General features: G+C 48.4%; 13 protein-coding genes. 10 read left to right on the forward strand and 3 right to left on the reverse strand.

Annotation, left to right across the window (positions count from 1 at the left end):
• Positions 1-2: 2 nt before the first annotated feature.
• From ACO05Z_RS18960 to ACO05Z_RS18970, 3 genes are read right to left on the reverse strand one after another with little or no spacing between them, the layout of a single operon-like run.
• Positions 3-431, reverse strand: a complete 429-nt coding sequence (locus tag ACO05Z_RS18960) for a pilus assembly FimT family protein (RefSeq protein WP_421903753.1) — start codon at positions 429-431, stop codon at positions 3-5.
• A gap of 23 nt (positions 432-454) precedes the next feature.
• The gene (gene gspG / locus ACO05Z_RS18965) at positions 455-916 is read right to left on the reverse strand and encodes a type II secretion system major pseudopilin GspG (RefSeq protein ID WP_421903754.1); all 462 of its coding nucleotides are present in this window, start codon (positions 914-916) and stop codon (positions 455-457) included.
• A 33-nt stretch (positions 917-949) separates the two neighbouring features.
• On the reverse strand, positions 950-2314 hold the full coding sequence (locus ACO05Z_RS18970) for a WD40 repeat domain-containing protein (RefSeq protein ID WP_421903755.1): 1365 nt from the start codon (positions 2312-2314) through the stop codon (positions 950-952).
• Positions 2315-2512: 198 nt separating this feature from the next.
• Between ACO05Z_RS18970 and ACO05Z_RS18975 the strand changes: the two genes are divergently transcribed.
• The 10 genes from ACO05Z_RS18975 to ACO05Z_RS19020 all read left to right on the forward strand — a co-directional run bounded on the left by ACO05Z_RS18975 (position 2513) and on the right by ACO05Z_RS19020 (position 13330).
• Positions 2513-3769, forward strand: a complete 1257-nt coding sequence (locus tag ACO05Z_RS18975; RefSeq protein ID WP_421903756.1) for an ATP-binding protein — start codon at positions 2513-2515, stop codon at positions 3767-3769.
• Complete coding sequence (locus tag ACO05Z_RS18980) at positions 3769-4680, forward strand: response regulator (RefSeq protein ID WP_421903757.1); 912 nt, start codon at positions 3769-3771, stop codon at positions 4678-4680. Before ACO05Z_RS18975 ends, ACO05Z_RS18980 begins: the two co-directional genes overlap by 1 nt.
• A 63-nt stretch (positions 4681-4743) precedes the next feature.
• A complete protein-coding gene (locus ACO05Z_RS18985; RefSeq protein WP_421903758.1) occupies positions 4744-5520 on the forward strand; it encodes a type II secretory pathway component PulC-like protein in 777 nt (258 codons plus the stop codon).
• Positions 5521-5534: 14 nt separating this feature from the next.
• The gene (locus tag ACO05Z_RS18990) at positions 5535-6746 is read left to right on the forward strand and encodes a type II secretion system F family protein (protein WP_421903759.1); all 1212 of its coding nucleotides are present in this window, start codon (positions 5535-5537) and stop codon (positions 6744-6746) included.
• Between the two features lie 7 nt (positions 6747-6753).
• Positions 6754-7752 (forward strand): KpsF/GutQ family sugar-phosphate isomerase, encoded by a 999-nt coding sequence (locus tag ACO05Z_RS18995; protein ID WP_421903760.1) that lies wholly within the window; start codon positions 6754-6756, stop codon positions 7750-7752.
• Positions 7753-7902: 150 nt separating this feature from the next.
• On the forward strand, positions 7903-9870 hold the full coding sequence (gene asnB, locus ACO05Z_RS19000) for an asparagine synthase (glutamine-hydrolyzing) (RefSeq protein ID WP_421903761.1): 1968 nt from the start codon (positions 7903-7905) through the stop codon (positions 9868-9870).
• A gap of 77 nt (positions 9871-9947) precedes the next feature.
• A complete protein-coding gene (locus ACO05Z_RS19005) occupies positions 9948-10922 on the forward strand; it encodes an FkbM family methyltransferase (RefSeq protein WP_421903762.1) in 975 nt (324 codons plus the stop codon).
• A 62-nt stretch (positions 10923-10984) separates the two neighbouring features.
• Entirely contained in the window at positions 10985-12100 is a 1116-nt protein-coding gene (locus ACO05Z_RS19010) for a glycosyltransferase family 4 protein (RefSeq protein WP_421903763.1), read from the forward strand.
• Positions 12101-12102: 2 nt separating this feature from the next.
• A complete protein-coding gene (locus ACO05Z_RS19015; protein ID WP_421903764.1) occupies positions 12103-12708 on the forward strand; it encodes a sugar transferase in 606 nt (201 codons plus the stop codon).
• Position 12709: 1 nt separating this feature from the next.
• The gene (locus ACO05Z_RS19020) at positions 12710-13330 is read left to right on the forward strand and encodes an acetyltransferase (protein WP_421903765.1); all 621 of its coding nucleotides are present in this window, start codon (positions 12710-12712) and stop codon (positions 13328-13330) included.
• Positions 13331-13380 lie beyond the last annotated feature (50 nt).

The following is a 13380-nucleotide window of genomic DNA, read 5'->3' on the forward strand; positions in this document are numbered from 1 at the left end:
AGCTAGATCTCCACAAAACGGACCGCCAGCGGATCCAAGACCACGGTTAAACCATCCGAAAAGACCAGACGCACTTCATCACTGAATCCTTCAGGATAAATGGTAAACTCAACTCCGTTATCATCAACTGGATATTCATTAAAATGTCCGCTGGAAACTTCGGAAGGTAGGGGGGCTTCCTCTCCATTCCATTTGAGCAACCCATTTTCAAAATCAATATACACATACTGTCGGGTATCATTTTCCACAGCTTCCGTCTTTGCCTCGTAAATCAAGGCATTAACAGTACTCAAACTGTCATCACCCCGGTCTCCGGCAAGATCAAGATTGGGCATGAGCGTAAACCAGCCCATGCCCACTATAAACAGAACAATTAAGAGCTCTATAAAGGTCAGTCCGCCTGAAAAACGGCGGGCAGTATGCATATTCATGAGATTCTTTTTTTTAAATCCGCTTATTCCCAACTTTTGATATCGGCGTCATAGTCTTCGCCACCTTCCATGCCGTCAGCACCAAGGGAGATAAGCTCGTAAGGCCGTCCTTCCTCGCCGGGGCTTCTGTAAATGTAATCGTACCCCCAAGGATCAACAGGAGCAGTAGCGGAATCAAGATACCCTCCTTTGCGGTAGTTGCGGGGAACAGGGCGGGTTTCCGGCTTGGTGATCAAAGCCTGAAGTCCTTGCTCGGTGGAGGGGTAGCGTCCGGTATCCAATTTGTACAGTTTTAAAGCCGAATCAAGAGCTTTCATATCCATTTTAGCCTTGGTCACCCTTGCTTCGTTGGGACGGTCCATGATTTTGGGGACCAACATTGAAGCCAGCAGACCAAGGATAACAATTACAATCATCAACTCGATAAGACTGAAACCACGCTGACCTTTTTTAAGGTCTGCAATACGAATTCTTTTTTTCTGCATAATGTCCTCTACTTATTATTTCCCTTTACGGGATTAATCCCTGATATCAATACGCTTGCTTTCCAACGGCTCCCACTCAATCGATGCTCCGGAGGCAATTCCCGAACGCCGGGGAAGCATACCGCGGGATTTAAAATAATCATCCGGGCGTGTCACTTTTTTCCACCAAAGGTAATACCCTTTACTCGGTATATATCTGCAATACAACCTTTGAAATTCCCGCTGGGCAATGGGAACGGCAAGAGTAAAGTCCCTGCCTCGCGCAGAAAAACTGTAATCGCTTTTTATCTTTACTTTCTTCCAGTCGGCAAAATCATACTCTCCCTTTAGGGGGCTGCCGTCCACAGAGGAATAATACCTGACATTTCCGTCAATATCTTTGACCCGGTAGACTTTGCCCGAAGGAGAGCGGTCCACTAAAAATGATACCGGCTTGAATTGAATCTTTTTTGAAAATTGTTCTCGCGGCGATTTATAAAACAAAACCCCGTTCTTGAGAAAAAAGCCATCTTCCTGCTCATAAAAGGGGGACTTCCCCCTCTTACTGACATCCCACTGAAAACGCTGCCCTTTCTCAGTAACAATATTCAGATGGGGACCGTACGCTTTAACGGATTTAAAAGGGCCGCCCTTAATCTTCTGATCAAAAATCCGGGTCAACTTAAGCGGGCTCCACATAACCATTTTTCCGGTGGTATCAACACCCATGAGGATACCTTCCTCATTGGAAAATGTCAGGGAAAGCGGCTGGTAGGTAAACCGGTCTATCTTACGCAGCTTACCATTAGCCGGCCCCACCCAAAGCCTGCGGGCCTCATCAACCAAAGCCAGCCAACTGCCACGGGGAGAAACAGCAAACATATCTACAGTGCTGTTCACATCATGAACGCGCTCACGTGCACATCCCTTGACATTGAAGACCTCTACAACCTTATTTTTACCGGACGAAACAGCCAGATAGGGAGACTCTGGAAACCATGACACGGAATTGACCGGTTCTGAAACAGCCTGCACAGCACCACATCCCTGACTTCCATACATGCGCACCATGCCATTTTTAAAACCTGAAGCGAGGACATTTCCCTCTTGTATGAAAGTAGTTACGTCCTCAGCCAGATTCACTATCTCGTTACTCTTACTGAGTTGCACAATATAGTTTCCGGCCATATCTTCCGGTGGGCGGTTATATATGCTGTCCAACGGTGAATACTGCTGGGACGCAGCATATTCCACAAAACCGGCAAGACTGAGCGGGGTTTTTCCCACAAGTTTGGAAACATCAAGACTGTCATCAGCCACAAGAGTGGGTTCATCCGTTGCCGGGGAAGGCTGTTTTGCACATCCGGAAACCAAAACAACAAAGAGCATTAGCCCTAGAATGATTGACTTTTTATTCATAATTCCTTCTTTTTCAGGAATAAATTTTGAAAAGACCCTAAAACAGTGCCGCAGGCAATGCAATCGCACTTTCCAACAGGTTGTGTTAAAGCAGAGCGTGTAAAAGTCAAGCACGGCCTGAAAACTATCCTTGCCCATAGCCCGGGATTACGGCACAAGAAGCCGACAGCGCACCAACAATTTCTACGGCAAAACCAAATGAAAAATACATATAAAACCATATTGGACTACTTGTCCGGACATGCGGGGCGTAAAAGCAAGACCCACCTGAAAAGCACAAGCTGGAGGCTTCCCGTACTGGCAAGCTTTTACGTACTGGCATACGTACTCTTCGACCTTATGGCCGACAGCATTTCCCGGCATTATATCTTCTGTATTTTTCTGGTAGTTTCCAGTCTTTATTTCTCATGGCGCCTTGGCGGCAGGGAAACCATGACCTATGTGGGCTTTTTCAACATATTCTTTGCCTTTATCTTTTCGCGGCTGCTGTATATGACAGGCAACTTTTCTTCCAAGCTTTTCCTGAGCCGCTCGTTCATGACCCTGTATGTAGTAGCTATCATATTTATGTTCATCATGACCAAACGCAAATCACCTGCGGACCGGGAAAAAGTGGAGCGGGAAAAATCCATCCGCGATGAACGCCAGAGACGCAGACAGCTGGAACTCATGGTCGCTACAGAAAAGCTGACCGACGACATGATCACCCAGGCCAATATGGTTAAGGATGAACTTATGGTGCTCCAGAACTCTTGGAAATCCCAGATTCATACCATTGTCAACGATCTGCCCAAGGTTAAGGAACGGGAACTATATAACCAGATAGTAACCCCTTTTGAAGAAAGTATTATTGAACACTTACGCGATCTGGAAAAAAGACTTTCCTTCAAACCCCAATTAATTGGTCTTGACGAACTGGCTGCGAATCTTACAGGTAGACTTGAAAATGACCAAAAACATTCCCGGTCACGGCTGGACATGAATTTTAATTTTGGCGAATGGGTGAACAGGAAAGAGGAAATCCTTGTGGACCGTTACAAAACATGGGAAATTCTGATCAACCTGATTAGAAACAGCCAGACAGCCATGGAACTCCGGCAGATAGAACTGCTCCGCAAGGGAAGCGAAGAATTCAATACCTTCAAACCACGCCTGTCCATCATCGCCGATGTGCAGGAGAACTACGCCCGCTTAAGGGTAGCCGACACCGGAGGCGGTGTATCCGACGACAGCTTGCAGGACCTTTTTAAAAGGGCCGTGCCTTCAGCAAAACGCAAAGGTAATGCCATGGGACAGGGTACTGTCTTTGTAAAGTTCTTCGGTGACAACATGGGTTTCGATATATCAGCAAAAAACACAGAGACTTTAGGCTCCAAGGGGCTTGAAGTAACCATACTCATTCCTCTGGGGACTTTCGGTCCCGCAGGGGCTATTCCAGCAGTAGGAGACAAGTAATGACCCCGGAACAGGATCCGTATTTTTTTGTCTTGGCAGACGATGACCCTCGTTTGCACGAATACACTGTTTCAATACTCCGCGATGCGGGAATCCTTGAGAAACATGAATCTTTTTACGATCCGGTCTCATTTCTGGCCTTTTTGAAAGAATCAGAAGAAGAGCCTGATGTTATCCTGCTGGATGTCCATTTTGAAGGTTCCGGACTGAGCGGAGTGGATATCCTCCCTTACATCCGTGAGGAATATCCCTACATCCCGGTCATCCTTTTAACCGGAATGGACGCCGAAGCAACAGACGAAGCCCAATCCGATGTTTTCACTTATTTCATCCCCAAGCCGGTGACCGAAGACCATCTGCTGCGCATGCTCCATTTCTATCTTGGAAAAAGCAAGAAAACCGCAGAACAGGTCAATACTCTCATGGCAGAAATGGAGGAAGTCAAAGGGTACCACCAGTTGCTGGAAGAAGAAGTAGAACAGCTTCAGGACGAACAACGCCGACTCGAAGAGCAAAGCAAGACTGAAAAGGTCGCCGGTGCCGGTAAAGGATTTGAAAAAGTAACTGAAATACTTGAATCCCTGCTGACAAAAAGTGAAGCCATGCCCAGCTTTATTGCCGATCTTGAAAAGGTCTACTCCACCCAATTCAAGCTGTTCAAAAAGGTCATTGAAACCCTGATCCGCTTTGACGTGCAGGACTCCGGAACACCGGGCATGAACATCCACAAGGTCAAAGGCACCCAGAACGTTTTCAGTGCCCGACTGTCCAGGAAAGTAAGGCTCTTTTATTACAGCTCCGCTAAGACCGTCAGAAAAAGACTATTAAGATTAGACATTTACCACGACACCAAGGGTATGGACAAGTGGATTAAAAACAACTACCATTCTTACGCTGAAATAGAGGAATAGTAATTTTAAATTTTCCTGACAGAATATTACGCGTCTGGAAAACTTTTTAGGATATATTTTTATATGGAGCTGAAAGCCACCAAATTTCCGGCATGGCTGTGGCCGCTCGCTTTCGGGCTGGCTACGGCTTATCTTGTGTCATCCTTCATCCCGCTGCCCAAACCGACGGCCCCTATCCTCGGGCAATCCTTTTCCTCAGACGCAGCCAGCAAGATTGAAAAAGATTCCAAGCTGATTCTGGAAAAAAACATCCTTGGATTGGACAACCCTGCTGAAATTCAGAAAAAAGCCAAGGTGACTCCCTCAACATGGATGCTGGTCGGCATCCTTACCGGGGAGACAGACATGGCTGTTTTCAGAATCAAAAAGGAAACTGTAATCCTGCGCGAGGGCGAAGAATACGAAGGCTGGACTCTTGCTGAAATCAAACCCCAATACGTTATCTGGAAATATGGTCGCGAGCAGAAGAAAGTGGCCATGTGGGATCAGGTTCAAAGCTTGAAGCTCGTACGCGGCAAGACCAACAAAATTTCCGTCAACAAAGTTGAAGCCAAAGAAATTCTGGATGACCCCAATGCTTTCCTGAAGCAGGCCCTGTTCAAACCCAACTCCAAGGGAGGCAAAACGCAAGGTTTCAGAGTTACCAACATCAGGAGCAATTCCCTACTCAAAAAGCTGGGCCTTGAAAATGGTGACGTGCTCATGCGTATTAACGGGGAAATGATCACCGGACCGACCAAGCTGTTGCAGGTGTACGGTTCTCTCGGCGGGGCTTCGGCTATTTCCATTGATGTTGAGCGCAAGGGACAGATGCTCTCCCTTATCGTTGAACTTAAGTAGGAATGTGATCAGAAATGCCCACCTATCAGTATCGCGCGGTCACCAAGGAAGGAAAAAAGAAAAAAGGCTTTGTTGAAGCCTCCTCCCAGTCCAGAGCCTTTGCCACATTACAGAGCAAGGGACTCATGCCCCTGCGCCTCGAGCAGGTCAAATCCGGACAAAAGGAGAAAAGCTCAACTAAAGCCCTGACTTCCTCCATATCCATGAGCGGTAAGATCAGACTGGGTGAATCTTTCTATTACCTTGGAATATTGATCCAGAGTGGAACCGCACTGGCCCAATCCCTTGACATGATGGCCCGCATGAGCGGTGGTAAAGCCAGTCACACCTGGATGGAAATCCGCGATGCAGTCCAGTCAGGTGAAAGCTTTTCATCCTGTCTCGGCAAATATCCGAAAATTTTTCCGCAGGTTTACGTGGGCATGGTTCAAGTTGCCGAATCAGTGGGTAAACTCGGAGACGTACTTGAAAACATTGCCAAGTACGAGGAAGAACGCGCCGAAGTAAGTGGACGGCTCATGACCGCCATGGTTTACCCGGTAGTTATCCTGCTCATCGGCATGGGCGCGGTCTACTTCCTGCTTTCCGAAGTTCTGCCCAAGATCACCGGGATATTCAAAGCAGCCAAAGGCGAACTGCCCACATCAACCAAGATCGTAGTAGCGCTGGGCAACACCCTTGAAGGGCTCGGCCCCATGGCCCTGCTCATTCCCTTATGCATAATTTTCGCTTTTATCAGTGCCTACAAATCCGTGCCCAAATTCCGGGAAAAAATTGACGGACTGCTCTGGAAAATGCCGCTGGTCCAGAAATCCACTCTGGCCCGCTTTTCCGGCATTCTCGGTTTCCAAATCGATGCCGGGATTCCCCTTGTGCAAGGCATGGAAAGCTCCGCCAATGCGGTTAACTCAACATTTTTCAAAAAGAAAATGGCCGAAGCCCGTGAAGAGGTTGCCACCGGGCGATCTTTGAGCGCAGTGCTTGCGGAACAAAAAATTTATCCCGACATCTACATCCTGACTCTCACCGCCGGACAGAAATCCGGTGAGCTGGGCAAATTTCTGCAACGAATGGGTACCATCTTCGAAAGGGATGTGGACAACTTCATGAAACGCGTGGTCGCACTGGCTGAGCCCATGCTGCTGCTTTTCATCGGCATGCTCATTGCCTTTATTGTTGTCGCCATCATGGGCCCGATCTTCGACCTCACCTCGCTCGTAAAATAGGTAACAAATGACCGATAAACAACTTTCCGACTTCATTAAACGGGGCAAGGAAGTTCTTCAGATAGAAGAAAACGGCCTCGCCTCCATCCGCGAATCACTCGATATGAACTTTGCCAAGGCAGTAGAAATGCTGGCTGGGTGCAAAGGAAGAGTAATCATCACCGGACTGGGTAAATCCGGACTGGTAGGCCGCAAAATTGCCGCCACCATGTCCTCCACCGGGACACCATCCTTTTTCCTGCACCCTGTTGAAGGCGCCCACGGGGACCTTGGTATGGTCCGGCCCGAAGATGTAGTCATCTCCATCTCCAACAGCGGTGAAACCGACGAACTCAACGCACTGCTCCCGGCCATCCGCTCCTTCGAAACCAAAATCATTTCCATCACCTCGGAAATTGAATCCACCATGGGCCGCCTTTCGGACATTGTCATCAGGACTAAGGTGCCCTGCGAAGCATGTTCCCACGGATTGGCGCCCACTTCATCCACCACCGCTGCCCTTGCTATGGGCGATGCGCTGGCGGTCTGCCTCATGGACCACAAGGCCTTTGACAGTCAAGATTTCAAGAAATTTCATCCCGGCGGGTCACTGGGCCGCAGGCTGACCCTGTGCATCAGTGAACTCATGCACACAGACAACATCCCTGCAGCCCCGCAGGACGGCCCCTTTGCCGACGCACTGTCCGTACTCGACAAAGGCGGGCTCGGTCTGGTCGCCTTGACTGAAGGCAAGAAGCTTGCAGGCGTAATAACCGACGGCGATGTGCGCCGACTGGTCTGTTCCGGTAATTTCGACACCCAAATTTCCGCCCGCGAAGTCATGATCGAAAATCCCCTGCGCATCACCCCGGACATGTCCGCAGCGCAGGCACTCGACATCATGGAATCCAAAGAAATTACAGTGCTTCCCGTTGTCGACGAGCAAGGCACCATCACAGGTATGATCCATCTGCATGACCTACTGGGCAAAGGCAGACTTAAGTTTGCGGATAACACACGCAGTTAACATTTTTTTATATTCACGCGGCGAAGCCTAACAAAAGGTTTTTGGGATTCTTGCATTAACCCTTAGGTGAGAAGCTTCGCTTCGAATCTTAGGGATAACGACAGTGGAACAAACCCTTTTGCAAAAGGGTTTAAGCCACCGGAGGCAACAATGTGTGGAATCGCTGGTTTTATTGATCTTAGCCGTTCATCTGATGCGAAACGTCTGGAACGCATAGCCCGAAAGATGGGCGACGCCCAGAACATGCGCGGCCCGGACGGTTCCGGCCAATGGTCCGACCCTGATTGGGGCGTGGGACTCGACCACCGCCGCCTTGCCATCATCGACCTGACGGAAGAAGGCGTGCAGCCCATGCACTCAAAGTCAGGGCGCTACGTCACCGTTTTCAACGGTGAAATCTACAATTACCGCAACCTGCGCGCTGAACTTGAACAGGCTGAAGAATTTCCGGGCTGGCGCGGCCATTCCGATACCGAGGTTATGCTCGAGGCTGTTGAGCAATGGGGCTTTGAAAATGCCCTGAAACGTTTCAACGGCATGTTCGCCATCGCCATATGGGACCGCAAAGAACATTGCCTACTACTAGCCCGTGACCGCATGGGCGAAAAACCGCTTTACTACTCCCGACAGGGTGACAATTTCCTCTTCGGCTCAGAGCTGAAAGCGCTCATGGGCTACAAAAAATATTTTAAGCGCACAGTAGACCGCGACTCGCTGGCCGCTTACCTGCGCTATTGCTACGTTCCCGGACCGCGCACAATTTTCAAAGACACTTTTTCCCTGATGCCCGGCACATGGACCTGCCTGCGTCCAGATGGGGAACTCATGGAACCCCGGCCATACTGGTCACTGCTGGACTGCGCCCGCGAAGCTGAGAACAAAATTTTCACCGCTCCGGATGAAGCGATAGTCGAAACTCTGGAAGAGCTGCTGCTCAAAGTAATTGAAAGGGAAATGATCTCCGATGTGCCACTTGGTGCTTTCCTTTCCGGCGGTGTGGATTCCTCGCTCATCGTATCCCTGATGCAGCAGTGTGCACTGGCTCCGGTCAAGACCTTCACTATCGGTTTTGATGATGAAGCATACAACGAAGCGAACGATGCCAAGGCCGTAGCCAAACACATTGGGACAGAACATACCGAGCTATACGTTTCGCCACAGGACGCACTGGATATTATCCCGCAGATTCCGCAAATCTGGGACCAACCTTTTTCCGACTCCTCGCAGATCCCAACCCACCTTGTCTCACGCATGACCCGTGAGCATGTGACCGTGGCCCTTTCCGGTGACGGTGGAGATGAACTTTTCGCAGGTTACAACCGCCACTTCAAAGGCTGTTCCTTATGGCATAAGCTTAAAAACATTCCCGCCCCCCTACGTAAGATAGGGGCAAGGATGATCTCCAACATTTCTCCGCAGAGCTGGAACAAAGTATTCAAGATGTATGGCCCGTTCCTTCCGACCAGCCTACAGATGCGTCTTCCCGGACAAAAACTGCACAAGCTGGCTGATGTGATGGGCGCTGCATCCGCATCTGACTACTACCGTGACCTGACCTCCATCTGGCTTAATCCCGAAGCAGTTGTACACAATGCCGACGAATTCGAGGGACCGTTTCAGCACGCCAACTGTCAACCAGCGCAGGACAACCTGACCGCGTGGATGCAATACATGGATGCGGCCAACTACATGGTCGACGACATCCTGACTAAGGTGGACCGGGCAGCCATGGGCATCAGCCTTGAGACGCGAGCGCCATTTCTGGACCACGAAATCGTAGAATTTTCCCAGCGGCTGCCCATGCATCTGCGCATCAACAACGGACAGGGTAAACATATTTTACGCGAGATTCTGTACAAATACGTACCGCAGGAAATGATTGAACGCCCGAAAATGGGATTCGGCGTGCCCATCGACAGCTGGCTGCGCGGTCCACTACGAGAATGGGCCGAAGAATTACTTTCACCGGAACGACTGGACCACGAAGGTTATTTTAATGTAGGAGAAGTGCGTCTAGCCTGGAATGAACACCTAACCGGGATCAAGGACCACCAATACAAAATCTGGAGTATCCTGATGTTTCAGAGCTGGTGCGAACACTGGGAGATTCGCTCCTAGAACAAATTTGCATTAGTTGACTTTCAAATAATTTTAATCTTAACAAGATCATTTGACTTAATAAAAAAGGAATCAAAATGAGCAAAATCTATCTTTACGCACGAAATTTTTATAATAAGATACTGGAAAAATACCCCAATATACCTAAAGACAACTTCGCTATCCGCACTTACCGTTTTTTAAAAAGATCTACCATATTGGCATCTCAAGCATGTGAGACAATAAAACTAAAAGATAAAATTTCATGCGACCTGCTGCTTTTCACTGCTAAATTTTTATTCTCAAACGACTTAACAGATTTATACTATGTGATCGAAAAACATACTAAGAAGAAAGGCCGCCTTGTATTTAACATCGCATCTTTGCCATTGATGCAAAATGATATTGATAAAAGCAGCTTAGCTGCTCACTTTTTTAAATATCTCTCCCACAGAGACCCGGTATGGTCCAAGTACCAAAAAGGAATCGTTTCATTCTTAAGAACAGAAGAAGGATACGAAATGGGCGAAGTAACATTCGGCCAAGACGAAGTTCTCATCGATGCCGGCGCAAACTTTGGTATTTTTGCAGCAGAAGCAGCCAGTCAGGGTGCAACCGTATATGCTTTCGAACCCATTCCTGAAGCATATAAATATTTAGAGCAGACGTCTAAATTTAATGAAAATATCCACCCGGTGACAATGGCACTGAGCACTCAGAAAGAAACCTTGAAATTCGAATACAGTCCATCTCAATCATTGGGTAGTACTTCTTGTGTTATGACAAGAAACTCTAACAACTACATTGAAGTGGAAGCAACATCGCTTGATCAATGGGTGCAAGAAAACAAAATTGAAAAAATTGATTTTATCAAAGCCGATATTGAAGGAGCAGAAAGGTACATGCTCGAAGGGGCATCCTCAGTTTTAAAGGATATGGCCCCCAAGTTGGCTATATGCACATACCACCTCCCCGACGATAAAGAAGTGTTAACCAACATCATTTTAAAGAAAAATAGTAATTACATTATCTCATACAGCCAGTATAAACTGTTTGCATACGTTCCAAAATAACCAAAGAATTAAATTCAGGCCCCTCCTCAACTGGAGGGGCCATTAATACCAATCCTCAACCCTTGCCAAAAAAAGTAGCAGTTATCGGCGGCTACGGTCCGTCACTCATCAACTTCCGCGGCCCCATGCTTAAAGCCATGAAGGATGCCGGACATGAAGTCTATGGCATTGCGCCGCTGGATTCCCCTGACGTTCCGGAAAAGCTAGCTGCCATGGGCATCAAATACATAGAAGCCCCCATCCAACGCAAAGGCATGAATCCCATTAAGGACTTGGCTGCCCTTTTCGCGCTGTTAAAAATCATCAAAAAGATTCAGCCTGATGCGGTACTTTCCTACACCATCAAGCCTGTTATCTACGGCTCCATAGCTGCAAAGCTGTCCGGGGTGAAAAATATTTTTTCCATGATCACCGGATTGGGGTATGCCTTCGGACAGACTTCCGGCAAGCGGGGCCTACTCTTCAAACTGGTCAAGAACATGTACCGGGCTGGTCTGACCTGCAATAAAACCATAATGTTCCAGAACCCGGACGACCGGGATTTATTCAAAGAACTTGGCATCATACCGCAAAGCAAAGCGACCGTAATCACCAACGGGTCCGGTGTTGACCTTGAGCACTATGCCAGTTCACCAGTGCCTGCAGGCAATCCTGTCTTCCTATGCATCTCCCGTTTGCTCAAAGAGAAGGGAGTGCGTGAGTTCGGAGAAGCATCTCTGCGTCTAAAACAGAAATATCCGCAAGCAGAGTTCAGACTGGTTGGCCCCCATGATAAAGGGCCGGATTCAATAGATGACGATATTATTGCAACATGGCAGAATGGCGGCGTTGAATGTACTGGCCCGGTTGCCGATGTTCGTGAAGAATTGAAAAACTGCTCCGTCTACGTGCTGCCCTCATATCGCGAAGGGACTCCGCGCTCAGTACTGGAAGCCATGGCTACAGGCCGTCCCATCGTGACCACAGACGCCACAGGATGCCGGGAAACTGTCATTGAAGGACAGAACGGCTTCATGGTCCCGGTAAAAGACATTTCTGCCTTGGAGCATGCAATGGAAAAATTTATCCTTCAGCCTGAACTTTTGCAAAACATGGGCGCTGCTTCTCTGAAATATGTTGCCCAAAAATTTGATGTTAACAAGGTCAATGCGACCATTATGAAAGCCATGGGACTTTAATTATGAATGTAAAAAGATGCTTTGACCTTGTTGTATCAATTTCAGCGCTGTTGATTTTCTTTCCTGTGCTGGTCGGAGTAGCCATTGCCATCCACAAAAAAATTGGCGGCGATATATTCTTCATCCAACGCAGGCCGGGACTGCATGGCAAGCCTTTTAATATCATCAAATTCAAGACTATGTCCGATGCCAAGGATGAGCACGGCAACCAGCTTCCGGATTCAGAGCGGTTAAGCAGGTTCGGTAGAATCCTTCGTTCTACTTCCTTGGATGAACTGCCGGAACTGGTTAATGTAATCTTTGGGGATATGTCGCTGGTTGGTCCACGCCCCCTGCTCATGCAATATCTTGAACGCTACAGCCCGGAGCAGGCCCGCCGCCATGACGTGCTACCCGGAATTACCGGGTGGGCACAGGTCAACGGACGCAATGCTATTTCATGGGAAGACAAATTCAAGCTTGATGTCTGGTACGTGGACAACCACAACCTGTTGCTAGATATAAAAATCCTCTACCTGACTGTTGCCCGAGTATTCAAACGTGAAGGCATCTCCCAGCCCGGACAGGCCACAGCGCAAGAATTCATGGGTACTCAGGATGGAAAGTAAGATGAAAAAAATCATCATCATGGGAGCCGGAGGACACGGCCAAGTCGTTGCTGATGCACTGATGCAGATGGAAGGAACTGCTCCTGCTGCCTTTGTAGATGAAAATCAGGAACTACATGGCAAAAATGTGATGGGCATTCCCGTTCCGGGCGGGAATGATGCCATAAGCAAAATTAATCATGATGGCATTGTCATCGCTCTTGGCAATAATGGCTTGCGTAAACGAATTTTCAAAAAACTGAGTGAAGCCGGGGAACACCTTTTCACAGTAATCCACCCTTCAGCCATAATTGCCCCCAATGTAAAAATCGGTGACGGTTGCATGATTCTGGCCGGGGCGGTCATCAACACCGGTGCTGAAATAAAAAGCAATACGATCATCAACACCAACTCTACCGTTGAGCATCATAACGAAATCGGACCGCATGCGCATGTGGCGCCGGGCTCAACTCTCGGCGGAGAGGTTGTTATCGGCGAAGAGGCTACCGTCGGCATAGGAGCCACAGTTTTGCCCAGGACTACTATTGGGAAAAAGGCTCTTCTGGGAGGCGGTTCGACAGCTATCAAAGACATCCCGGAAAAGGCCACAGCAGTCGGTGTGCCAGCACGCGTAAAAACATAGCAAGCAACCACGCATATTAAAATAATCATTACAGCCACTTTCAGACAATT

The sequence above is a fragment of the Maridesulfovibrio sp. genome (genome assembly GCF_965230075.1).
In the GTDB taxonomy this organism is placed as follows: Bacteria; Desulfobacterota; Desulfovibrionia; order Desulfovibrionales; family Desulfovibrionaceae; genus Maridesulfovibrio.